Annotated in this window: 21 protein-coding genes and 1 other RNA gene; 13 read left to right on the top strand and 9 right to left on the bottom strand. The window is 52.7% G+C overall.

Features of this window, described 5'->3' with window-relative positions; all coding sequences use genetic code 11:
• Positions 1 to 110 precede the first annotated feature (110 nt).
• Positions 111 to 245, top strand: a complete 135-nt coding sequence (locus tag ACHZB8_RS09925) for a hypothetical protein (RefSeq protein ID WP_316860102.1) — start codon at positions 111 to 113, stop codon at positions 243 to 245.
• 670 nt (positions 246 to 915) lie between these two features.
• Here ACHZB8_RS09925 and ACHZB8_RS09920 read toward each other — a convergent pair.
• The 4 genes from ACHZB8_RS09920 to ACHZB8_RS09905 form a co-directional block, all read right to left on the bottom strand.
• Positions 916 to 1791 carry a 50S ribosomal protein L11 methyltransferase gene (locus ACHZB8_RS09920; protein WP_316860101.1) on the bottom strand — a complete coding sequence of 292 codons (876 nt, stop codon included), beginning with the start codon at positions 1789 to 1791 and terminating at the stop codon, positions 916 to 918.
• Positions 1792 to 1858: 67 nt separating this feature from the next.
• Positions 1859 to 4198, bottom strand: a complete 2340-nt coding sequence (locus ACHZB8_RS09915) for a UvrD-helicase domain-containing protein (RefSeq protein ID WP_316860744.1) — start codon at positions 4196 to 4198, stop codon at positions 1859 to 1861.
• A 287-nt stretch (positions 4199 to 4485) separates the two neighbouring features.
• Positions 4486 to 6114: a chloride channel protein gene (locus ACHZB8_RS09910; RefSeq protein ID WP_316860100.1), complete on the bottom strand. Its 1629-nt coding sequence runs from the start codon at positions 6112 to 6114 to the stop codon at positions 4486 to 4488.
• Between the two features lie 222 nt (positions 6115 to 6336).
• Positions 6337 to 7722, bottom strand: coding sequence for a chloride channel protein (locus ACHZB8_RS09905; RefSeq protein WP_316860099.1), 1386 nt, complete (start codon positions 7720 to 7722; stop codon positions 6337 to 6339).
• Positions 7723 to 8027: 305 nt separating this feature from the next.
• Here ACHZB8_RS09905 and ACHZB8_RS09900 point away from each other — a divergent pair, with 305 nt between their 5' ends.
• From ACHZB8_RS09900 to ACHZB8_RS09880, 5 genes are all read left to right on the top strand, one after another.
• Positions 8028 to 9449 carry an FAD-linked oxidase C-terminal domain-containing protein gene (locus ACHZB8_RS09900; RefSeq protein ID WP_316860098.1) on the top strand — a complete coding sequence of 474 codons (1422 nt, stop codon included), beginning with the start codon at positions 8028 to 8030 and terminating at the stop codon, positions 9447 to 9449.
• 363 nt (positions 9450 to 9812) lie between these two features.
• On the top strand, positions 9813 to 12662 hold the full coding sequence (locus ACHZB8_RS09895; RefSeq protein ID WP_316860097.1) for an AsmA family protein: 2850 nt from the start codon (positions 9813 to 9815) through the stop codon (positions 12660 to 12662).
• A 31-nt stretch (positions 12663 to 12693) separates the two neighbouring features.
• Entirely contained in the window at positions 12694 to 12942 is a 249-nt protein-coding gene (locus ACHZB8_RS09890; RefSeq protein WP_316860096.1) for a hypothetical protein, read from the top strand.
• Positions 12893 to 13225: a hypothetical protein gene (locus ACHZB8_RS09885; RefSeq protein WP_316860095.1), complete on the top strand. Its 333-nt coding sequence runs from the start codon at positions 12893 to 12895 to the stop codon at positions 13223 to 13225. The genes ACHZB8_RS09890 and ACHZB8_RS09885 overlap by 50 nt, the downstream gene beginning before the upstream one ends.
• Positions 13149 to 14009, top strand: coding sequence for a hypothetical protein (locus tag ACHZB8_RS09880; RefSeq protein WP_316860094.1), 861 nt, complete (start codon positions 13149 to 13151; stop codon positions 14007 to 14009). Before ACHZB8_RS09885 ends, ACHZB8_RS09880 begins: the two co-directional genes overlap by 77 nt.
• 129 nt (positions 14010 to 14138) lie before the next feature.
• Here ACHZB8_RS09880 and ACHZB8_RS09875 read toward each other — a convergent pair whose 3' ends face one another.
• The 4 genes from ACHZB8_RS09875 to ssrA form a co-directional block, all read right to left on the bottom strand.
• On the bottom strand, positions 14139 to 14354 hold the full coding sequence (locus ACHZB8_RS09875) for a ribbon-helix-helix domain-containing protein (protein ID WP_316860093.1): 216 nt from the start codon (positions 14352 to 14354) through the stop codon (positions 14139 to 14141).
• An 11-nt stretch (positions 14355 to 14365) separates the two neighbouring features.
• The gene (locus ACHZB8_RS09870; protein ID WP_316860092.1) at positions 14366 to 14560 is read right to left on the bottom strand and encodes a DUF4169 family protein; all 195 of its coding nucleotides are present in this window, start codon (positions 14558 to 14560) and stop codon (positions 14366 to 14368) included.
• A 46-nt stretch (positions 14561 to 14606) separates the two neighbouring features.
• Positions 14607 to 15185, bottom strand: a complete 579-nt coding sequence (locus ACHZB8_RS09865) for a ClpXP protease specificity-enhancing factor SspB (RefSeq protein WP_316860091.1) — start codon at positions 15183 to 15185, stop codon at positions 14607 to 14609.
• A gap of 139 nt (positions 15186 to 15324) precedes the next feature.
• Positions 15325 to 15695, bottom strand: a transfer-messenger RNA (tmRNA) gene (gene ssrA, locus ACHZB8_RS09860).
• A gap of 124 nt (positions 15696 to 15819) precedes the next feature.
• Between ssrA and ACHZB8_RS09855 the strand changes: the two genes are divergently transcribed.
• The 6 genes from ACHZB8_RS09855 to ACHZB8_RS09830 all read left to right on the top strand — a co-directional run bounded on the left by ACHZB8_RS09855 (position 15820) and on the right by ACHZB8_RS09830 (position 21548).
• The gene (locus ACHZB8_RS09855) at positions 15820 to 16614 is read left to right on the top strand and encodes a thymidylate synthase (protein ID WP_316860742.1); all 795 of its coding nucleotides are present in this window, start codon (positions 15820 to 15822) and stop codon (positions 16612 to 16614) included.
• Positions 16615 to 16627: 13 nt separating this feature from the next.
• Positions 16628 to 17149, top strand: a complete 522-nt coding sequence (locus ACHZB8_RS09850) for a dihydrofolate reductase (RefSeq protein ID WP_316860090.1) — start codon at positions 16628 to 16630, stop codon at positions 17147 to 17149.
• Between the two features lie 320 nt (positions 17150 to 17469).
• Positions 17470 to 18588, top strand: a complete 1119-nt coding sequence (hflK, locus tag ACHZB8_RS09845; RefSeq protein WP_316860089.1) for an FtsH protease activity modulator HflK — start codon at positions 17470 to 17472, stop codon at positions 18586 to 18588.
• A 2-nt stretch (positions 18589 to 18590) separates the two neighbouring features.
• Positions 18591 to 19550 carry a protease modulator HflC gene (locus ACHZB8_RS09840; RefSeq protein ID WP_316860088.1) on the top strand — a complete coding sequence of 320 codons (960 nt, stop codon included), beginning with the start codon at positions 18591 to 18593 and terminating at the stop codon, positions 19548 to 19550.
• A 130-nt stretch (positions 19551 to 19680) separates the two neighbouring features.
• Positions 19681 to 19866, top strand: coding sequence for a DUF2065 domain-containing protein (locus ACHZB8_RS09835; RefSeq protein ID WP_316860087.1), 186 nt, complete (start codon positions 19681 to 19683; stop codon positions 19864 to 19866).
• 140 nt (positions 19867 to 20006) lie between these two features.
• Positions 20007 to 21548 carry a Do family serine endopeptidase gene (locus ACHZB8_RS09830; protein ID WP_316860086.1) on the top strand — a complete coding sequence of 514 codons (1542 nt, stop codon included), beginning with the start codon at positions 20007 to 20009 and terminating at the stop codon, positions 21546 to 21548.
• A gap of 45 nt (positions 21549 to 21593) precedes the next feature.
• Here ACHZB8_RS09830 and serB read toward each other — a convergent pair whose 3' ends face one another.
• Entirely contained in the window at positions 21594 to 22487 is an 894-nt protein-coding gene (serB, locus tag ACHZB8_RS09825; RefSeq protein WP_316860085.1) for a phosphoserine phosphatase SerB, read from the bottom strand.
• Between the two features lie 48 nt (positions 22488 to 22535).
• Here serB and miaA point away from each other — a divergent pair, with 48 nt between their 5' ends.
• Positions 22536 to 23504 (top strand): tRNA (adenosine(37)-N6)-dimethylallyltransferase MiaA, encoded by a 969-nt coding sequence (miaA, locus tag ACHZB8_RS09820; protein WP_316860084.1) that lies wholly within the window; start codon positions 22536 to 22538, stop codon positions 23502 to 23504.
• The last annotated feature ends 233 nt before the right edge of the window (positions 23505 to 23737 follow it).

Below are 23737 nucleotides of genomic sequence, written 5' to 3'. Positions count from 1 at the left end.
TTTGTCATGTCAGTTTTGAGTTATTGGCTCTTTTTAAAATGAATGCACTGCATCATATTGTTGATGTAAGTCAAGAAATCACCAAACAGAAGAAATGAAAGGGATTTATCATGAACTTCTTCAACCGTGCACTGGACAGAGTCATTTCCGCTCGTGAAGCACAGGCTCAGCGTTTTGTAGACGAATATATGGCTGACCATGGTCTTGAAAGCATGATCGACATGAGCGTTGATCCGCGCGGCTAAGAGCTGTGTCTCAGGAACCCGGCTTGGAAATGGTCAATACGCCATGTGGAGATCGGGTGAATGAATTGGACGGGAGGAGGTAAGCCGTCCTAAATAAAACTCCAACAAAACAAGCGGGCTTCGGCTCGCTTTTTTTGTATCTGCATTCCGTTTTGCCTTTTGCGATGGCTGTCGTAGAAAATGAACTTCCATAAGAGAAATTACTTATTAAATTTTGAGATAAGCATAGCTCATGGGGGTTTCTATGCAAATAATGCGTGGCTGTCCTGAGAAACTGTCAGTTTTTTTTAGACACAGGTAAGATGTATATTTATTACAGAAACAACGAGTTGATCGTGCCGTTTAGGAAGTAAAGGAAAAAGAAATGTCTTTCTTCAACAATGCAATCGAACGCCTTATGCAGGCTCGTGAAGTTGAAGCCCGTAACTACATCGAATTGTATAATATCAATTTCGATGCAGATCACATGATCTTTAGTAAAAACGAAAAATAATCTGTTTGCGACATCGTTTTTACGAACGTAAAATAGCAATTTGAGAGGCAGATGCCCCTCAAATAAACAAAGAAGTGAAAAAAGCCAACGAATAGTTGGTCATTTCAAAGCCGGGATCTAACTTCCCGCGTCAAAGTCTCCGAAGCATGATTTTTCAGCTGAAACCGGAGCATTTGGTTACCATCTCTCTAAAACAAGCACCAGCCAACCATCTTCTTCAACCGTGCGAAGGAGATGTAAGCCCTGAAGGCGATAGGCTGCCAGAACCGTTGCGCGCTGGTGAGGCAAAAGGCCTGAGAGGATGACTCGTCCTCCGATGGCCGTATGCTGAGCCAGTTGCGGTGCCATCTTGCACAAGGGTCCAGCCAGAATATTGGCGACGACCAGATCGAACGGTCCCTTTTCCTTGAAAATCGGATGGCTGAACCCGGCCGCCACAGCGGTTTTGACGAAGGGTTTGACCTCGTTGATGTCGATATTTTCTTTCGCCGTTTCGATTGAGACGGGATCAATGTCGGTTGCGACGATTTCCTGTTTGAGGCATTTTGCCAGCGCAATGGCCAGAACGGCCGATCCTGTGCCGAGGTCAAGTATGCGCATCGGGTGAAAACCTCGAAGCTCCTCACTCAAGACTTTCAGGCAACCTGCCGTGGTGCCATGATGACCGGTGCCGAATGCCTGACCGGCATTGATCTGGACTGCAATTTTGCCCATTGTGTCCAACCCGCGATCATGAGAGCCGTGAATGATGAAGCGGCCTGCCTCGACAGGGACCAGACCTTCCAGACTTTTGGTGACCCAGTCCACATCTCCAAGCTCCTCGACTTTAAGCGGGATGGACAAGGACAGGGCGGACAGCTCTGAAAGCGCCTTGCTGTAGGCGTCGGAAATCTGTTCTTCTTGCGGATAGAGCGATAGGGCCCAAAGACCGGCGTCTTCATCAATCTCGAAATTTGCAATGGCAAAGCCATCTTCTTCAAACACCTGTTCGAAGTGCTTTGCTGCGGTCTGAATTTCGGTGGCTGTGCCTTCGGCATAGAGATATTGGGCCATGGAGCCTCCAGGATTTGATGTTTGTCTGTCGATAGCGCTTTGGCAAACCAAAGGCAAGCGGGATTGCCTAATGCTTTTCAACAAAGGAATCAAGAACGCGCTTTTGTCCCGTCTGGAACTGGATCGTCAGCTTGTTTCCCTCGATGGATCTGATCTCTCCGTAGCCAAACTTGAGGTGGAAGACGCGTTCGCCGATTGCAAATTTTGACGGGCTGTCGGATACGCTTTTTGCGACCAATTCGCCCTCGATTGTCGATGCTGCCCGCCTTTTACGATTGTCGGGGCTTTTGCTTTTCGTTGCCTTGTTGGCCTGGGCGCGTTTCCAGCCCGGTGTGTCGTAGGTGTTTTCAAACGGGTCGCTGGTGTCAAATCGACTTTTTCCGTAAATCGAGCCACCAACGCCCGAGGCACCATAGCCTCCGTAAGTCGATTGGGTTTCCTCGATCTCGACATGTCTGTTCGGCAACTCATCGAGAAAACGCGAAGGGATGGAATTTTGCCAAAGGCCATGAATGCGCCGGTTTGAGGCAACATAGATTTTGGCTCGTTTCTTGGCGCGAGTAATGCCGACATAGGCCAGACGTCGCTCTTCCTCAAGGCCTTTGGTACCAGCTTCGTCAAGCGCTCGCTGATGGGGGAAAAGGCCTTCTTCCCAGCCGGGCAGGAACACCGTGTCGAATTCAAGACCCTTGGCGGAATGAAGCGTCATGATCGATACCGCATCGTTGGTCTCAGCCGAATCCCGGTCCATGACCAATGCGATATGCTCAAGGAAGCTTGGCAAGCTGTCGAACTCTTCCATCGAACGGACCAGTTCCTTGAGGTTTTCCAGCCGCCCCGGTGCATCGGGAGATTTGTCCTTTTGCCACATTTCGGTATAGCCGGATTCATCAAGAATGACTTCGGCCAGTTCGGTATGTTTCATGCTCGGCAGAATGGTGCGCCAATGGTGAAACTGCCCCAGCAGGGTCTTGAGGGCATTGCGCGGGCGTGGCTTCAGTTCTTCGCTATCGATCAGTTCATTTGCCGCTTCCATCAAGGGGATTTCCTGAGCGCGGGCAAGGGTATGGACCTGACGGACGGTCGCATCGCCAAGGCCACGACGAGGGGTGTTGACGATGCGCTCGAAAGCCAGGTCATCGGCCGGTTGCACAACGGCCCGAAAATAGGCCAACGCATCGCGGATTTCGGCGCGTTCGTAGAAGCGTGGGCCGCCAATGACGCGATAGTTCAGGCCCATAGTGATGAAGCGATCTTCAAATTCTCGCATCTGGAAGGACGCGCGGACCAGAATGGCCATATCATTGAGCTCTTGGCCATTGCGCTGATAGGCTTCGATCTGGTCTCCGATGGTGCGGGCTTCTTCTTCCGAATCCCAAATGGAGGCGACGGTTACCTTTTCTGCTTCGTCATCCTCGATCTGCGCATGCAGGGTTTTGCCAAGGCGTCCTTCATTATAGGTGATGAGGTGGGAGGCTGCTGCCAGAATATGGGCCGTCGAGCGATAATTGCGTTCAAGGCGGATCACCTTTGCTCCGGGGAAATCCTCCTCGAAGCGCAGGATATTGTCGACCTCGGCACCACGCCAGCCATAGATGGACTGATCATCATCGCCGACGCAACAGATATTGTGGCTCGACTGGGCCAGAAGCCTTAGCCAGAGATATTGCGCAACGTTGGTATCCTGATATTCGTCGACCAGAATATAGCGAAACTTGTCGTGATAGTTTGCAAGGACATCGGGATTTTCGCGAAACAGGCGTATGCATTCGAGCAGAAGGTCGCCAAAATCGCAGGCATTGAGGATTTTCAGCCGTTGCTGATAGGCGGCATAAAGGGCAATGCCCTTGCCTTGCGCGAAAAGAAAGGCCTCATCGGCAGGGACCTGATCGGGTGACAGACCACGGTTTTTCCAGGAATCGATAAGTGTTGCCAATTGGCGCGCAGGCCAGCGCTTTTCATCAAGGGCCTGAGCCTGAATGAGCTGTTTGAGCAGGCGGATCTGATCGTCAGTGTCAAGGATCGTGAAGTTGGATTTCAAGCCAACAAGTTCCGCATGGCGACGCAGGATCTTGACGCCTATCGAGTGGAAGGTGCCGAGCCATTGCATGCCTTCAACCGAGCCGCCAATCAGCGATCCGATCCGCTCTTTCATTTCACGGGCGGCCTTGTTGGTGAAGGTGACGGCCAGAATTTGCCAGGGTGTCGCCTTGCGTGTTGCCAGTATGTGCCCGATCCGGGTGGTCAGAACGCGCGTTTTGCCCGTGCCAGCCCCTGCCAGCACCAGAAGTGGGCCATCAAGGCTTTCGACCGCATCCCGTTGCTCAGGGTTGAGGCCTTCAAGATATGGAGTCGGGCGCAGTCTTGATAGCCTTGAGCGAATTCCCTCCTGGTCATCCTCATTCATCACGTTGGATGGGGAAGGGACAGGGTGAGCGAAAAGATCAGGCATCAAGGTGATATATCCATAGTCTGTGTTGGCTGGTTTGGCTCAGGCTTCGCGTCTGACGAACCGGGCGACGACCCGCAAACGTTCCAAAGCGCGTCAGCGCGAATCCAGATAAGAACATTATAGCAACAAATGTGGTTTGTCAGGGGCTAAAATGACATAACATGCGTTGAATTGAATTGCGCCTCTGGCGCGGCCTTAAAAGAGCTGAAGCGGGAAGGCGGAAGCCGTCCTTGCCGGCTGTTTCAGCGATGTTCTTCGACCTGGCTGTCGATCAGCATTTGGTTGAAGTGGCGCAAGGCGTCGACCTGATGAGCCCAGCCGATGATGCGCCCGGGCTTGTCCGGATTCAAGACGGCAAGGCTGGCGCCACCCAAATCATCAAATTTATGCAGGGCAAGTTCGAGGCTGTCTTGCAGCCTGACAGACGGCATGTCGAGATGCAGCACGGTTTCCTCGATTGCCACATCCTCTTCAAGAGGAGTGTAGAATTCAGATACCCGGACCTGTTTGACCAGATACTGATGGTTCCCTTCATTGAGGAAAACCCCTCGCATGGCCAATTGCCAATGGAAGTAGGAGCGTCCCTGCAAGGCGATTGCAAGGCCGTTGGAAAGCGAAACTGTCAACAGAAGCGCAATGGAAAGGGCGTATCCGCCGGTCAGTTCGAAGACGATCATGGTGGTCGAGATCGGAGCGCCGAGAACGGCTGCTGCAACAGCTCCCATTCCGAGCAGGGAATAGAGGCCGTGGGTGGAGGCTAGCTCTGGAAAAACCTGTTGTGCTATCAATCCGAACGTGCCGCCAACCATTGCTCCGATATAGAGCGAGGGCGAGAATATGCCGCCACCAAATCGCGATGCGAGTGTTATGGCTGTTGCCGCTGTCTTGGCAACGATGAGAGACAGAAGCAGTGTCAGTGGTAACTGTTGTTTCAGGGCCAGATCGGTCGCTTCATATCCGACTCCAAGAATATGGGGATAGAAGAGTGCAAGGCATCCGATTAGAAAGCCTCCCAGAACCGGGCGCAAGATGAGCGGCATCTTTATGTGACGCGCCAGCCAGTCGGTACCCAGAAGCGAGAATTGGAACAAGACCGCGACCAATGCGCAAATGATGCCGAGCAGGGCAAAGGACGGGATCTCCCAATAGGAGGTGATTTGATAATCGGGGATGATGAAAGAGGCAACATCGCCGAAATAGAGCCGCGAGAGAATGGCGCCAATTGCAGAGGACATCACAATTGGGACAAACGCAGAGAATGCGTAATGGCCGAGGATGACCTCATGGGCGAACAGGACCCCGGCAATCGGTGCGTTGAAGGAGGCAGAAACCGCGCAGGCAACGCCGCAAGCAAGAAGCGTTCTTCGGGCAGCCGGTTTAAGCGCAGCAAACTCGCAGAGCGAATTTGCCAGACTTGCACCAAGATGGACAATCGGGCCTTCGCGACCTGCACTTGCTCCTGAGCCAAGCGAAATGATCGTTATCGCTGCACTGTCCAGACTTTGCCAGAATTTCAGTCCCTTGCCGCATTGGGCGCGGGCCTCTATCACATCGGCCACGCCCTCGGCGCGCTTGATGGGATGGACATATTGCAGGAAGGCCCCGACAAACAGCCCGCCTATGGTCGGTGCGAGGATGATGATCCATGCGGGGGTCGCTTGCACGGTCGCGATGATATTCTCGCCGCTTTCGCCAAGCCAAAACCATTGGACGCCCCCAATTCCCAGACGGAAGACAATGGCCGCTGCGGCAACCAGAAATCCAACCAGAATGGCGAACAGCCAAAGCCGTAGCTGTTGAGTGGATGAAAAAACCATCCAGTTGGGTTCAATCCAGCCTTTCAGCACTTTTATCGGGTTTGCCCAGAACATGGCTACTCAGCATCGCAACTTCGAAAGTGTCTTCTACAACAAGACGGATTTGAACATATTCATTCACCATCTTTTCACTTTAAAGCTTTCGAAGTTATGAAGCCTTACGTCAAGCCAAACCTTTGGATGTAATTTTTAACAAGCCATGCAAAAAAGCTATCCGACTTTGATGCCTTTGATGCGGTCGGATAGGTCTTCGCTTTGTCTGGTTTGCCTAATTTACTATTGCTTTTTCGTGCCTGGTGCAGGGTCCTGGTCCCGCTGAATGGCAAAATCATAGAATTTGCCTGCCTGGGCATGATAGATGCCTTCCTTGCAAAGAATTTTGGAGGAGGCATTTGCAATCAGGGCGCAGGCCATGAGCGGCAACATCATTTGGTGATTGTCCGTCATTTCCATCACGATGACAAAAGCGGTGATGGGAGCCTGAACGACGCCGGTGAAGTAAGACACCATTCCCAGCAGCACGATTGCACCAACCGGAATCTGTGGGAAAAAGTCGGCCAGATCCGCTCCGAGCCCGGCACCGATGGACAGAGAGGGCGAGAAGATGCCGCCCGGCAATCCGCCAATCGAGGAGAATACTGTTGCGAGGAATTTCAACGGAGCATATTCAAGCCGCAGTTCTGTATCGCCATGGAGAACATCGCGAGCAGCTTCATAGCCTGAACCGTTGACGGCTCCACCGGTATAAAGACCGGCAAGAGCCACGACAAAGCCACACAGAATGGCGAATGCAATCGGATAGGTCTTGATCAGAGAGCCGAACTTGCCCGGTAGTCCATAAGTGAACAGGACGAGGATTTTCGAGAATAATCCACCAGTCAGACCGCCGATGAAGCCAACGATAGGAACTGCTATCCATCCCCAGCCGAACTGAAGCAGATCGTGGGATGTGCCAAAATAGGTATAGTTGCCAAAGATCGCCATGGACGTCAGACCGGCGAGAATGACTGTGCCCAGGATCATGCCGCTGGTTCTCATTTCGAATGAACGGCTCATTTCCTCTATCGCGAAGACGATCCCTGCCAGAGGTGTGTTAAAGGCACCTGCGACCCCGGCGGCGGCACCGGCGAGAATGAGCCCTACCTGTCGTTTCGGAGCAATGCTGCCAGTCAGGAACATGACTGCGGCACCCACCTGAACGGTGGGACCCTCACGCCCGGTCGAGGCTCCCACGACCAGTCCGGCCAAAGTCAAGATCACCTTGCCGACAGCAGATCTGATCCCCACCAGCTTGGCACGACTTGTCGGGCGCTTCAGGCGACGGGCCGCGATGGCTTGCGGAATGCCCGACCCTTGCGTGCCCGGGAAATAACGATTTGTGATCCAGACGATCAGGCCAAAGCCCGCTGGCGTGATGAAAAGGCCAGCATAAGGATTCATCTTGATGATCTTGCGGTAGATCTCCTGGCTTTCGTCGGCACCAAGGGCAAGACCGACAGCAGCAAGGCCAACGAACAACCCTCCTAGCCCGAAGATGATCCGCCGTTGCCAGATGAGTCTTTGAGCGCGGACGCGCTTACCGTGAGGAAGATGCAGGTTGATTTTGTAATTCATAACGAGGGCGGATCGGTAGGGGTTTGTGTCATGGTCTGATTTTGCCAATGACTAACGAACTCACGCAATGTTTCATGCGCTCAAAAGTGTCGGACTTGGCTGGAATGTGCTGGTCTTAACATCGCTCCGTCTCAGGAGGAAGAGCATAATTCGTAGGGGAGCTATGCAATTGCTATTGATTGGCAAATTCTAGCATCTGTAGCTTTTCAAAACGTAAAACTGGTTAAAATGATAATGCTTGCGGGCAAATTAGCTGGTGTTTTGGATAAGCCCCTCTCTTTTCTGGCAAATCGCTGTCGATTGTGCGTTATTGTCTCAGGGAATGAATAGATGGAAATAAGCCGGAGAGTTGCATGGCTGCTGAAATTGATCCGCATTTTACCAGAAATATCAACGAGCAGGCTATTGCAGAAGTCTGTCAACAACTTTCAGATCAGTTTGGCAAGAGATTCACAACCGGCATGGCCTTGCGTGAGCAGCATGGACACACCACCACCGGTCTTGTGACACAGGCTCCAGATGGCGTCGTCTTTGTTGAAAATACCGAAGACGTGTCTCAGGTGGTTTCGCTGTGTCATGACAAGGATGTGCCTGTCATCGCTTTTGGTGCTGGCTCCTCGCTGGAAGGGCAGCTCAATGCACCGTTTGGCGGGATTTGCATCGACCTCTCGGCAATGAATGCGATTGTGTCGGTTAGTGCTGAAGATCTCGACTGTCGGGTGGAGGCTGGCGTCACCCGGCAGCAACTCAATGATTATCTGCGTGACACCGGTTTGTTTTTTCCGATTGATCCGGGGGCAGAGGCTACCTTTGGCGGCATGGCCGCAACAAGGGCATCAGGTACAAATGCGGTTCGCTACGGAACCATGAGAGACAACATTCTCTCGCTCAAGGCCGTGATGGCCGATGGCCGCGTTATCGAGACAGCCAGCCGGGCCAAAAAAAGTGCCGCCGGGTATGATTTGACCCGGCTGCTGATCGGCTCTGAGGGAACGCTCGGGATCATCACCGAAATCACGCTCAAACTGTCCGGCATTCCGCAAGCGATTTCTGGCGGTGTCTGCGGTTTTCCGGATCTTGAAAGCGCCTGCAATGCTGTGATTATGACCATTCAGAGCGGCATTCCTGTTGCTCGCATCGAATTGCTTGATGTGATGCAGGTGAAGGCCTGTAATCTTCATTCCAAGCTCGGGCTCAAGGAAAGGCCAACGCTTTTTGTCGAGTTTCACGGCACGGAACGGGGCGTTGCTGAACAGGCCGACATGTTTGCCGATATCGTTGAAGACTGTGGTGGTGCAGATTTCGAGTGGGCCACCAGGGCTGAGGATCGAAGCCGTTTGTGGACAGCCCGGCACAGTGCCTACTGGGCGAGCTTCGCCTTGCGACCGGGTTCGATAAATGTCACCAGTGATGCCTGTGTTCCTATCTCGCGTCTGGCCGATTGCGTCAGTGAAACACAACGGATGATCGAGGAATTCGGGTTGATCGCGACCATTGTCGGTCATGTCGGCGATGGCAATTTTCATGTCCAGTTGTTGCTTGATCCTGAAGACAGGGGAGAGCAGGAGCGCGCTGAATTGTTTCTCTCACAACTGGCAAAGCTTGCCATTTCCATGGGAGGCACCTGCACCGGTGAGCACGGAGTCGGGCAGGGCAAGATGAAGCATATGGAAGAGGAGTTTGGGTCTGCCCTTGCCTATATGGCAGCGATTAAAAAGGCGCTCGATCCAAAAAATATCATGAATCCGGGGAAAATCGTTCCTAACTTTGGTTAACTGATGATGAAGATTTGATACCGGCGCCCAAAATTTGGTAGCTTCAGACATCTATTTGAAGTGAGATTGTTTTTTCAAATGGGCATTCGGGTGTAAACCGGCTAGAGCGTGGATTTCCGGACTTGCCGGTTGGTCGAATTGTCATCGTTGCTGCGAGCCTTGGTGGAAATGCCATCTTTCTGACAGATGGATGGGCACATTAGACTGTCAACCAAAGCAGATATGACGAGATTCGATTGATCGGAACGAGCGCCGGGCCGGTGGTCGGTCGTGTTTTTCAGACGGTGCAAACTGACGGGATGTGGTGCATGTCGGTGATCGCGCCGTCTTTATGCTTTTTCGGCTCTCCAGGGGGATGGGATTGTGAATAGCCTTTATTTCACAATTGGTGGAACGATTTTGTTGGCGCTGATCGTCGCGCTGGTTGGACCGTTGTTTGTTGATTGGACTTCCTACCGTGCCGCTTTCGAGCGCGAGGCAACCAATGCTCTTGGGCAGCCGGTTCATGTTCTGGGGGCGGCAGATATGCAAATCCTGCCTTTGCCTCACCTGCATTTCGAGAGTGTCCATGTCGGCCCCAAAGAAAACGCACCGATCCTGAGCGTTGACGAATTCGACGTGCGGGTCGAGCTTTTTCCCCTTGTCCAGGGCAAGATCGAAGTCGTTGACATGACTTTGCGCAACCCGGTTCTGAAGCTTGAGATCGACGAGCAGGGACAGTTTGATTGGCGTCAGGACGGCGGCAGATTCTGGGAACGCGACATGGAGAAAATCCGCCTCAATGATGTGCGGGTTGAAAATGGCCGGATCGATTTCAAGGATAAAAGTACAGGGCGCAGCAAGGAGATTGCTTCGTTGAACGGGACGCTCGATGCGCGCACCCTGATTGGTCCTTACAAAATCGAGGCCGCCTTTCATATGGATGGTGAACCCTATTCGCTGATGCTTTCCACCGGTATGGCCAGCGAGACCGGTTTGCGCGTCAAAAGTCTTCTGACCCCTGCCAATCATGCTGTCCTGATCAATATGGACGGCAATGTCAAAGAGCAGGAGGATGGTCGTTATCATTATGTCGGCACATCCCAGCTGACAAATGCCATTGATGGTCTGGAAGATGCGACCATTCCATGGTCACTAAGTGGCGAAAGCGACCTTACGGTTTCTTCGCTCTCCATGCCTAAATTCGAGTTTTCCCACGGCCCGGTCGATCAAGCCTATCGTCTGGATGGTCGAGGTGAGATTTTGTTCGGCTCTGATCCGCGGTTCGATATTGCCGTCTCATCGCGCCAGCTCGATCTGGATCGCGCGCTTGGCAACGGACCGAATGCGCCGATCCATCTGCAAGACGGTATCGCCCATCTTGCAGATGCGCTGACCAAGATGCCGTTGCCAGCGATGCCGGGCAAGGTCCGGTTCGATGTTCCCGGCGTTATTCTGGGAGGCGGGATCATCCGGTCTCTGGAGCTTGATGCCGAGCTTGAAAAAAGCGACTGGAAAATCAATGCATTTTCGGCGAGCTTTCCAGGCCAGACCGACCTTACCATCACGTCGGGCCTGTTCTCTCGCCAGCTGGTTGTCTCCGATCTCGTTCATGTTTTTGAAGGGGAGGCCCGTTTGCAGTCTGCGCAGCCTGTTGCCTTTGCAAAATGGTGGCTTAAGGATGCTCCGAAGAATACCCGGCTCAAACCGTTTGATCTTACTGGCCATCTGCTGTTGCAGTCGGGCCATGTCAAGATTTCCGATCTCGATCTGCTGATGGATGAGGATCAGGCCACGGGGCAAATCGACTGGTTTTCCGGGGGTGGCGATGCCGGTTCTGAAGGTGGTGCGCTTGATATCAGGCTAGATGCGGAGCGGGCCGATCTGGATGCGGTTCTGGGCGTTGGCTCCCTGTTGCTTCGAAATGCGTCCGGAGAGGCGGCACCGCTTGAACAGATCGCGCTCAATGTCCATACAAAACGTCTCGTTTCCGGCGATTTCGAAGGCAAGGAACTGAGTGCCAATTTCCATCTTTCCAAGGGTGAAATCGAGATCAACCAACTGACTGTCGAAGACTTTGCGGGGTCTAATCTTTCGGCGCAAGGGCTTTTGAGAAATCTCTCTGGTGTGCCAAATGGCAAGATCGAGGGCAAGGTTGAGGCAAAACAGTTGCAGGGTCTGGCATCCTTTGTCGGAGATTTGTTGCCCGACTCCAATATTGCGCACTGGTTTGAAGTCAATCACGAGGTCATGTCTCCCGCCGATGTATCCTTCACGCTGAATGGAAATGAGACAGATGAAGGTTTGCAAGGCAAGCTCTCTGGTTTGTTCGGGGGTGGGCGGATCGACTTCACAGGCGAGCTTAAGGGCACGCTTGCGGACTGGAAAAAAGGTGATTTGTCGCTTGATCTCGCGCTGGACAATCCGGATGGCGAGAAATTGCTGAAGCTGCTCGGTGTCGGGGATGGCGTCATGGAGTTACCGGCAATGAATGCAAGCGTTGCACTCAAGGGTGCAATGTCGGACGGTGCCGACCTTGAAGCCAGCCTCGCAACAGCCGATGGACAGGACAGTCTCGATTATCAGGGAAAACTGCTGTTTGATCCGATCAAGGGGCTCGGTGCGGAAGGGCAGGTCACACTCGATGTTGATGATTTTGCAACTTACATGCTTGCGGCAGGTCTGCCGTTGAGCAATCAGGGTGAGGGGTTGCCGGTTTCCCTTTCCTCCCGTTTCCTTCTTGACGAGGGCAAAGTGTCTTTCAAATCCCTCAAGGGGGATTGGGAAGACCAGAAGGTTGCCGGTGATTTGACTTATGAGGAAACGATTGCCAGTCGTGAGCTGACCGGTTCGCTGGAGGTTGGCGATATCGATGGGATCTGGCTCGGTGAAACCGTGCTTGGCGTGGGAACCCTGACCTCCGACACGCAAGACTGGTCCGATATGCCTTTTGCGTCCTATTTGTCCGGACTGGAACAGGAGCGTCCGACTATCGTCAAGCTGAAGGTCAAGGCAAAAAGTCTTGAATTGACCGCTCCGACGATCTTCGAAGACCCGAGCTTCGAACTGGTCTGGAGAGATTCCGGCCTTTCCATCAACGGGTTCGATGCAATTCTGCAAGGAGGAAAAGTCGCCGGGAGCCTGCAACTGGAGACGGTCGATGGCGAGGCAACGCTCAACAGTCATCTTGCCATTCTGGAATCCGACCTGCGTCCGTTTCGTCTGGCGGCGTGACGGTGAGCCTGTGGCGGAAGGGACGTTTGATTTGAGCCTCAACGTCAAGAGCAGCGGACGATCTTTGGCTGCTCTGGTATCCGGTCTTTCGGGAAATGGGCAGCTCAATCTGAAGGATCCCGAGTTGCATTACATCAATCCAGATGCTGTCGTCCATGTGGTCGAAGCGGTTGACAATGGTCTTAAAAATGAGCCGGCAGCCATCAAGGCGGCGTTGCTTGATGAGATGGATGCCGGGTCGCTTTTTCCTGTCGGGAATGGAATGGACACTGTTTCTTGATAGTGGTGTCGTTCGCTCGAACAATTCCAACAGTGCAGAGACAGAGCAGGGAAAATTCCAGTCTCTGGGCAGTGCGACGATCAATCTGTCTGCCAATAGCATAGACAGCAGTTGGTCGGTCAAGTTCCTGCCTGCAAAGGATTCCTTTCTGACGTCGGATGGCGAGAATTTCCCTGAATTTGATCTCTCCTTTGCGGGGGCTCTGGATGCGCCAGAGCGGTCGGTGGGAAGTGGCTCCGTTTGTCAGCTATCTCAGCATTCGCAAGTCTGCGGAGCAGGATGAAAAGATCAAGAAGCTGGAGGCTGAAAAGGCTGCCTATATCGCGCGGCGAGAAGCTGCCGAGGCGGCACGCCGAAAAGCAGAGGAAGAAAAGGCTCGCAAGGCTGCTGAAGAGAAAGCGCGTCTTGAGGCGGAGGAAAAGGCCAAGCGCGAGGCCGAGGACGCTTTGAAAGCCGAACAACAGCGCAAGATTGAGGCAGAAGAGGCGAGCAAGGCTGCCGCTGAAAAGGCACGTCTTGCGGCAGAAGAAGCGGCGCGGATTGCCGAGCAGACACGCAAGGCCGAAGAAGCAAGAATCGCGGCAGAAGAAAAGCTGCGTCTTGCCGAAGAGGCCCAGAAACGTGCCGAAGAAGAAGCGGCAAAAGTGGAAGCGGCCCGCCGGGAAGCCGAAAAACTGGCTGAGGAGGCTCGCAAGGCCAAAGAAGAAGCACTCAGGTTGAAAAATCTTCAATCTTCGACCGAGGCAGCTCCCGAGGTGCAGCCCGAGGCTGAAGAGCAGGCAAATCCTGAAACGACCAAACTCTCTAATGGAGGAGAGGGCAGGGCTCTTAACGGGTTGACGACCGAAGGGATCGGTGAAGGTCAGGTGCAGGCCTCAGACGAAAATACGCCCATGCAGGTTCCGACCATGCCATTGCAGCTCTGGGTGTTGCCAAAGAACCGGATTGCCCCACCTGTGCTTGAGCCCTTTTCCTTCGATTTACCAAATATCATTCCGCCAAGCATCACCAATAGTTTTTCGTCAGAGCCAGACTATTCATCGGACACGATCATTCAACAATATTGAAGGCGTGTCCGGGTCTGGTTTTGCGGAATGGTGGCAGTTTTCGAAGTGGCAGTTTTCGAATAAGGGGGGCGACAGCGCTCGTCCAGTTTTGCGCGCACGATCTGTTGAAACGTGGCCCGACTGATCCTGTTACTTTCCGGGAATTTGTGCTTTGTAATAGTCGAGCACGGCAATTCTGATCGCAGATGAAAGATTGTTGAGGCCGCGATCCCTGTCAATCTGGCGGATGATGTCAGCCAGAGATTTATTGCGATCTCGAGCGAGGTCCTTCAAGCCCTGCCAGAATTCTTCCTCCAGCGAGATTGACGTGCGATGCCCCGCGATGGTGACGGAATGTTTTTTCATCACCAAACCAATTAATCCGTTTTGTCCTGTTTTTCCGTCAATCTGCTTTGATCAAGGTGATCTCTGAGCTTCTTGGCTTCCAGACGTTGCTTGGTCTTTTCCGCTTTGGTCAAACCGAATTTGGCACGATTGCTCTCGGCCTTTGTTTCCTTTTCGGCTCTGGCCCTGGCTTTGCGTGCCTGCCGCAGGTTGACAATCGTTGCCATAGTTCAATCCGAATGCTGGTAATTCGCAGAAAGCGTGTGTCCGTTTCTATTTTTTTCTGAAGGCGTCAAGGGAAACCACTTCAGCACCTTCCTTGGGTTTGTCTTCAGTGTGCTCATCGTCTTCAGTACCCTCGTCCGCTTCCTGATCTACAGAAAGCTCCTCTTCCGAAGGCATGATGAAATCTTCATCACTCGGGCTCATGACCGTCAAGATGGTTTCATCGTCCAGTTCAGACTGGTCATAATCTTCCATGATCTCTTCTTCTTCCATTTCGATTTCAAACTGCAAAGAGAAATGGACGCTTGGATCGATGAAGGTGACGATGGCCGTATAGGGGATATAGAGCTTCTCGGGTATGCCATCAAAAGACAGACCGATCTCGATAGCTTGCTCATTGGCCTGCAAATCCCAGAACTGGTGCTGGAGGACAATCGTCATGTCATCGGGATATTTTTCCAGAAGCCTGGGCGAAATGCGCACACCCGGCGCCTGTGTGTTGAAGGTGATATAGAAGTGATGCTCGCCGGGGAGGCCCGTGCGTGCCACTTCCGTCAGCACCGTTTTAACCACACCGCGCAACGCATCCTGTGCAAGGATGTCATACCGGATAAGGTCTTCGCTCATGGGGCCTCCGAGAATTGGTAGAATTATGCCGCCACAATGTCTGAGGCCAATGACGAAAGTCAAGCAAACTGCGAGGAAAATTTGTTTGTGGCAAGAGATATCAACCGTTGCCATTTTGTTACAATAGGCTCGGTTGCTTGGTGAGGGCTTCTGTTGCCAGGTGCCCCCGAACCCCGCCTAACCGAGCATACCGGCTAGGGCTTTATGTGGCTAGCCGCACTGCTTAAGCAGCAGCGAGACGAGAGCCTGCATAGTTGTCATTTGCAACTACTCAATTAGCCCGATAACGGTGGTACAATGCCGAGCAAAAACACAATCTTTACACCCTCGTCGATCCTGTTTCGCCCCCAGCAGAAACACCGTGAAGAAAAATTTTTCCTGACGGTGCTTGTGGTGGAGGCGCCGGGTACCGCCCCCGGGTCCGATAGGCTTATTACAAAGGCCATTTATTGCCATAGTCACTTGCGCAACAGGCTGAATATAGTGTCGCTCACTTCGTTTTTAAAGTGGGAATATGGCTCAATAGGCAATATCTGCGGGTGGCTGTGAATGGATTGGCGTCTCATTGGCTTAGTGTCTTTTGGGAGAATCAGGTAACACCGATCTGGATCTACCATTTTCGACGAGGCGCATGATGCAGACCTATCTTGATTTGATGCAGCATATTCTGGATAACGGTGTCGACAAGGGCGACCGGACTGGTACAGGCACGCGTTCGGTTTTTGGCTATCAGATGCGCTTTGATCTGTCTGAGGGGTTTCCTCTTCTGACGACGAAGAAACTGCATTTGCGCTCGATCATTCACGAATTGCTATGGTTTCTGTCTGGCGATACCAATATCGCCTATCTCAAGGCCAACAAGGTGCGCATCTGGGATGAATGGGCCGATGAAAATGGCGATCTCGGTCCGGTCTATGGTCATCAATGGCGATCTTGGCCAGCACGCGAGGGTGGCACGATTGATCAGATCAGTCAGTTGATTGACCAGATCAAGAACAATCCGGACAGTCGTCGCCTAATTGTCTCTGCCTGGAACCCGGCTGATGTTGACCAGATGGCCTTGCCCCCCTGTCATTGTCTGTTCCAATTCTATGTGGCGAATGGCAAATTGTCCTGCCAGCTTTATCAGCGCTCAGCCGATGTCTTCCTTGGGGTGCCGTTCAATATCGCCTCCTATGCGCTGCTCACCATGATGATCGCTCAGGTCTGCAATCTCGGACTTGGCGATTTCGTTCATAGCCTGGGGGATGCACATCTTTATTCGAACCATTTCGAGCAGGCACATTTGCAGCTCACTCGCGAGCCTCGCGCTCTTCCCAAGATGAAGATAAATCCGGACAAGATAAACATCTTTGATTTTGTCTATGATGACTTCGAGCTTGTCGATTACGATCCGCATCCGCATATAGCCGGGGCCGTTGCCGTTTGATCGGGGGAAAGACATGAGCGCAGACAAAGAGCCAAAGCTCGTATTTTACTATGCGGTTGCCGATAATGGTGTGGTTGGCAAGGACAATGACATGCCTTGGCATATTTCATCGGATCTCAAGCGCTTCAAGGCGATGACCTTGGGCAAGCCATTGGTCATGGGGCGCAAGACCTATCAATCGATCGGTCGACCGCTGCCCGGCAGAACCAACATCGTGATCAGCGCCGATAACGGGTTTGACGAAGCTGGGATTGTCAAAGTTGCTTCCATTGAGGACGCGCTTGATACGGCCCGATCTGTGGCACAGCGCGATGGTGTCGATGAAATCGTCATCATGGGAGGCGGGTCAGTTTATAATGCGCTATGGGACCGAGCCGACAAGTTGCAGGTCACCCATATCCATTGTGCCCCGGAAGGGGATACATTCATGCCCGCGATTGACATGAACCGCTGGTCTCTCGTCTCGAAAGACCTGCAAGAGCAGGGTGCAAATGACAGTGCGGCCTTCTCTTATGCCTGTTATGAACGAAAATAAGCTCGGCAAAGACGTTTTCTTCAGCTCTTTCCTTTGATAAATGGAAGGTGAGATATCTTGTCGGTCTTGATTTTTTCTCTTCGGCTCACCACTTCTTCACGAAAGTTGCGTTTGCAACTTGCGTTTTTTGTCCTCTATATGGGATCCATCTTGATAGGAAATCGCAGGATCATGAGGAAAAGGCGTTCGCTTGGAGCGGGATGTATCGCGTATCAGGGCGACGCTTTAGGGTCGGTCAACTTTTGTGCAATAGTGTTTGGTTCACCTGGCAGCAGGTTGACTGATGAATATTCAATAGGTTCCTAACATAAGGATAGATTATGCCTTGGAGCAATCAGAACGGTGGTGGAGGCGGCCCCTGGGGGGGCGGCGGAGGTCGTAATGGCGGTCCATGGGGCCAAGGCCCTCAGAATTCAGGACCCAATCCCCCTGATCTAGAAGAAGTCATTCGCAAAAGTCAGGAACGCCTCAAACAGGCCTTCCCGGGTGGTGGCGGTTCGCTGGGCATGAAAGGCATTGGCCTTTTGGTGCTTGCAGCGCTCGCGCTCTGGATGGCGACCGGCTTCTACACGGTCAAAGAGGGTGAGCTTGGGGTGGAATTGCTGCTCGGCAAGCCAATCGCCGTTTCAACATCCGGATTGAACTATAATCTGCCTTATCCGGTTGGACGTGCGGAAACGGTCAACGTGGACCAGATCCGTGACGAGACCATCGGGTCGCGAGAATTTTCCACCCAGCGCGGAAGCGTTCGCAAGCAGGATGTGCCTGAAGAAAGCCTGATGCTGACCGGTGACGAGAATATCATTGACGTGGATTTCAAGGTTCAGTGGAACATCAAGGATCCGCAGCAATATCTCTTCAATGTCGACAATCCCGAAATTGCCGTCAAACAGGTTGTGGAATCGGCCATGCGCGAGATTGTGGGCCGCAACACCATGGATGAGGTTCAGACCGGTGACCGTGTTGCCATTCAGCAGGCGGCCAGAGAACTGACCCAGAAAATGCTCGACAAATACAAAGCCGGCATCCGGATCATTCAGGTGCAGTTGCAGGGCGTCGAACCTCCGGCAGAAGTTATCGATGCGTTCCGCGATGTGCAGACCGCCAAGGCGGACAAGGTGCGCATGCAGAACGAAGCTCAAGCCTACGCAAACAAGGTTGTTCCAGAGGCTGAAGGTCAGGCAGCGAAAATTGTCGAAGCTGCCAATGCCTATCGCGAACAGACTGTTGCGGATGCGAAAGGTCAGGCCCAGCGTTTCTCCAAGATCCTTGGAGAATATGAAAAGGCTCCTGAAATCACGCGTAAACGTATCTATCTGGAAACGATGGAAAAGGTACTGGGTGACTCCGAAAAAATCATTCTTGATGACAAGGCTGGAGGCGGCGGTGTTGTCCCCTATTTGCCCTTGAATGAACTGACCAAGAAAGCGGAGAAATAATCATGTCTTACAAAGCTGTCTTTGCATTGATTGTTGCCGTTGTCGTGGCTGTGCTTCTGTATGGCTCGCTGTTTCTTGTTTATCCCCATCAGCAAGCGGTCGTAACCCAGTTTGGTCGTATTGAACGGGCCGTTCGTGAACCGGGCCTCTATATGAAACTGCCTTTCATTCAAGGTGTTGAGTTTCTGGATAAACGGGCTCGTTATCTTGAGCAGTCCGAACGGGAAGTCATTGCGTCTGGCAAGAAACGTCTTCTGATCGACTCCTTTGCCCGTTATCGCATCATCGATCCGATCCTGTTCAAACGTCAGGCCAAATTCCTTTCCAACTTCGAAAGTCAGTTGACTGGCTTCATGGAAGCGTCATTGCGTGACGTTGTTGCCGAATATACCTTCAAGGATATCGTGCGTGACAAACGTGATGAACTGGTTGAGCTTATTCGCGAAAGCGTCGATGAAAAAACCAAGCGTCTCGGCGTCGAGATGGTTGATTATCGCATTCGTCGTGCTGATCTGCCGAAAGAAAACTCCGAGGCCGTTTATCGCCAAATGCAGACGGAACGTCAGCAGGAAGCCAATGGTATTCGCGCCGATGGTGAGAAGGTTGCCCAGCAGATGCGTTCAGTGGCTGATCGTAATGCAACAGTGATTGTCGCCAATGCAAAGCGTGATGCTGAAATCCAGCGTGGTGAAGGGGATGCCTTGAGAAACGCGATCTTTGCCGAAGCCTTCGGCAAGAATCCCGATTTCTTCAACTTCTATCGCTCAATGCAGGCCTATGAAAACAGTCTTGCCAATGGCGATACACGCATGGTTCTGTCACCTAGCGGGGAATTTTTCAGCTATTTTGGCAATGCGGGAGACTCTCCGGTCAGTGCCAAGCCTGCTGTGATTGAAACACCTGCGGCGAATTCGAATGAAGCGCCTGAAGCTGCCAGTGAAGCCGAAGCGGCGAGCAACTGATGCAATATAGCGAGTGCGCACGGTCTTCTGATCGTGCGTGCTTTTTCTTCTACTCCGCTTTGTTGCTCCTATTGGCAAAGGCATCTCATGAGTCTGTCTGGAGCAAGAGCATCCCACTGAAGAGGGTCCTATGTCAGACTTTCTAGCCGCAATCGGGCTGGTTTTCGTCATCGAAGGTCTGCTTTGGGCCGTCATGCCCGAGCGCATGAAGCGGATGATGACAGAGATTGCTGTCATATCCGGGGCAAATCTGCGCGTTGGTGGTTTGATCGCCATGTGTGTTGGCGTTGTCATCGTCTGGATGGTCCGGAGCTGAAAATTCAATCGGGAGAAGGCCTCATTTTCTTGCCGAAAATGAGGCTTTTTTCATTTTTGGCTGCTAGTCTGTTGCAGTCTTGGGATTGCAGGCACTGAAGGTTATTCGAGCAAAGCGTCTTGCTTCTGAGGAAATGCACTATGCGTGTTTTTCAAATCGCTTCAAAGGAATGGTTTTCGTGGAATGCCTGGGGGATTGTCCGGGCTTGCCTTTCAGTTTTTGCGTGTCTTTTTCTTTTCACCCATGGCGGAATTTGCCAAACCTCTCAACAGGCTCAAGCTCACGAGACCATGCGGGGGCCGCAAAGCGTGGCGGATCTTGCCGAGCGTTTGATCCCTGCGGTGGTGAATATCTCGACCGTGTCTGTTGTGGAGCCGGATACGAGCATTCCGGTGCCAGAGGTTCCGAAAGGATCTCCCTTTCGAAAATTCTTCAATGACTATTTCGATGGCGAGGGAGGCGAAAGCGAGCATCGCAGCAACCTCCAGTCACTCGGGTCAGGGTTCATTATCGATCCAACCGGTTTGATCGTGACCAACTTCCATGTGATTTCCGATGCTGATCAGATCAATGTCAAATTGCATGACGGGTCGCACTATGGTGCTGAACTGGTCGGGTTTGATAGCAGGACGGACCTTGCCCTGCTCAAGATAGATGCACCTCTTGCGCTGCCCACAGTCGCTTTCGGTGGATCTGAGAAACTGCGGGTCGGGGATTGGGTGATGGCGATTGGCAATCCCTTTGGGTTGGGTGGCTCAGTCTCGGTGGGGATCGTTTCGGCGCGAAATCGCAATATCAACAACGGTCCCTACGACAGTTTCATTCAGACCGATGCTGCAATCAATCGCGGCAATTCAGGCGGTCCGCTTTTTGACATGTATGGTCAGGTGGCCGGTGTCAATACGGCCATTATCTCGCCCAACGGTGCTTCGGTGGGGCTCGGTTTTGCGATCCCTTCCGACATTGTGGGTCATGTGATTGAGCAGCTCAAACTGTCGGGGATGGTGCGCCGGGGATGGCTCGGTGTTCACGTCCAGTCGATCAGCCGCGAAGTTGCCGAAGATCTGGGTCTTGATGATGTGAAGGGCGCTGTTGTTCGCAGGGTCTCGGAGACTGGCCCCGCCTACAAGGCCGGTGTCAAAGTGGGCGATGTCATCCTGAAATTTGACGGTGTCGTGATTAACAAGGTCAGGGACTTGACCCGGCTTGTTGCTGATACCGAAGTGGGGAAAACGGTGACGCTCGAAGTGTTTCGACAGGGTCGGCTCATGAAGATCGAAACGGTTGTTGCCCGGCTGGAGGAGCGGGAAAATGACCCGCTCGCGGAGGAAGCCAATGGGCAGCCTGCCGCCACGTTGTTTGGGATGCAGCTGAGCCGTTTGACACTGATCGACCGAAAGCTTCACAATCTCGGTGCCGAGCTTGATGGTGTGGTTGTTCAGACTGTCGAGCCGGGAAGCCTTGCGGACAGGAAAGGCATCCGAAAGGGGATGGTGATCGTGGAATGCGATCAGGAAATCGTTTCATCGGCCGAGGATGTGAGGAACAGGGTGATGAAGCGGATTCAGTCGCCTGAGAAAGATCTGTTGCTGCTCATTGCCAACCCCGATGGAGGGGCACTCAAATTCGTGACGCTGGCGCTTGGAGATGTTGGGTCGGCTATGATGGAACGCCTGCCGTAAGACAAATGAGTCTTTCATGTCCGGCAGGCGGGCTCGCGTAATTTCTTATCCCAGAATGAAGTCTTCCGCTTTGTAGCCCTGAATAAACAGGAGGGCGGTGAGGTCGCCATTGTTTATGACATGCTGGGCCTGTGCCGCGACCTTGGGTTTGGCATGGAGGGCAACGCCTGCTCCTGCTCCAAGAATCATGGGCAGATCATTGGCACCATCTCCCACTGCCATGGTCTCTTGCGGTTTGAGTTTGAGTTCTGCGGTGAGCTCGTTCAGACGAGACAATTTTGCGTCTTTGCCAAGAATGGGCATGCCGACCTCCCCGGTGAGCTTGCCACCCTGTTCGATGAGGCTGTTGGCGCGGTCTTCGTCAAAGCCAAGCGTCTCACGAACGCGGGATGTGAAGAGGGTGAAGCCCCCCGACACAAGGGCACAATAGGCACCATTGGCTTTCATGGTCTGGACCAGCGCCTTGCCTCCGGGCGTGAAGGTAATGCGATTTTCAAAAAGCGTGTCGACAATGGAAAGGTCGAGGCCTTTGAGCAGGGAGACGCGTTCCTTGAGGGCCGGTTCAAACTCGATCTCGCCATTCATGGCACGGGCGGTGATGCCGGAGATCTTTTCCTTGAGGCCAACCTCATCAGCCAGCTCATCGATGCATTCCTGTTGGATCATGGTTGAATCCATATCCGCCAACAGCAGCTTTTTCTTGCGTCCCACAGATGGTTGCAAAACCATATCCACCTTTTTGTCTGCAAGATAGTGGTGCAGCTCTGCACGAAGGTTGGCATAGTCTAGATGCTCAGGAATGGTATAATCACAGGCAACCCCTTCCATCAGCCAGGTGAAGTCTGTATCGACTTTGATGATGGAGCGGATTTCAGCTGCTAGGTCAGGATTGACTGCCGGAGCAGCGGGTGCGCTGATAAGGGTCAAAGTGAAGGACATGAAAGCTCCGATATAAGGGAACCTCGTTTCAGAGGCTGAAATGAAGACGTGACAAGGAACCAAACACAACGAATTCCCGCACCGACTGCGGTGTTGATAGCCGGGCCGACGGCCAGCGGCAAGTCTTCTCTTGCGATCCGTCTTGCTGAATTAGTCGATGGCGTGATTATCAACGCAGATTCGATGCAGATTTATGATCACTTGTCGATTCTGTCTGCCCGGCCCAAGCCGGAAGACATGGGCACGATCGATCACCGACTCTACGGGTATGTCGATCCGTCCGAGCGTTACTCTGTGGGGCGGTGGCTTGATGATGCTGTCGAGGCGATCAGGGACGTTCGTGCCAAAGGTCAGTGCCCTGTTCTGGTCGGTGGCACCGGGCTTTATTTCAAGGCCCTGCTAGAGGGACTGAACAGCGTTCCCGATGTTCCGCTCGAAATCCGCGCCTACTGGATGGCCGAACAACAGCGGCTGGGTTCGCCAGAGGCGATGCATGCGGTGTTGGCCGAGCGGGATCCGGATATCGCAGCGCAGTTGAAACCGGCTGATGGGCAAAGAATTCTGCGTGCGCTGGAAATTCTTGATGCGACAGGCAAGTCGCTGCTTGAATGGCAGAAAAGCAATGACATGCGTCATGACCCTGCAATCGTTGCCGACGCGATGCGTCTGGTTCTTTGTCCTCCGAGAGAAGATGTCTATCGCAGGATCGAAGACCGCTTCGACCATATGGTCGCATTGGGCGGTATCGAGGAAGCCGTGCACATGAATGATCTTGGACTTGATCCCGACTTGCCGGCGATGAAAGCCATTGGTGTTGCGCTGTTGTGGGAACATGCCAAGGGCGAGCTTTCCTATGAAGAGGCCATCGAATTATGCAAGCGCGACACGCGTCGATATGCAAAAAGGCAGATGACCTGGATCCGAAATCAGATGTCTGATTGGTCCCTGTTCGAAACTGCTGAGGCTGCGATTGAGTATTTTTTGATAGAAATGGAAAAAAACAAGGTGGGAAACTAGTCTAATATTACTCATTTTTTGAAAATACCTGTTCAAAGCGGGTTGACCTCATACCTTCCATTGACTAACGTGCCACGCGAAACGAACGGAAAGTCTGTGACTGTTATGCGAAATATTCTTGTGATTCTAGTGGGTAGGCGCGCTGCTGCGATGGATTGAAATCCTTTGCAAATGGTGGTGCGCGTCCGGGTCCTTTGAAAGGGCCCTTTTTTATTGCCCAACCACAGAGAACA

Source organism: uncultured Cohaesibacter sp. (genome assembly GCF_963556055.3).
Lineage (GTDB): Bacteria > Pseudomonadota > Alphaproteobacteria > Rhizobiales > Cohaesibacteraceae > Cohaesibacter.
This window is presented reverse-complemented; position numbering and strand designations above follow the sequence as displayed.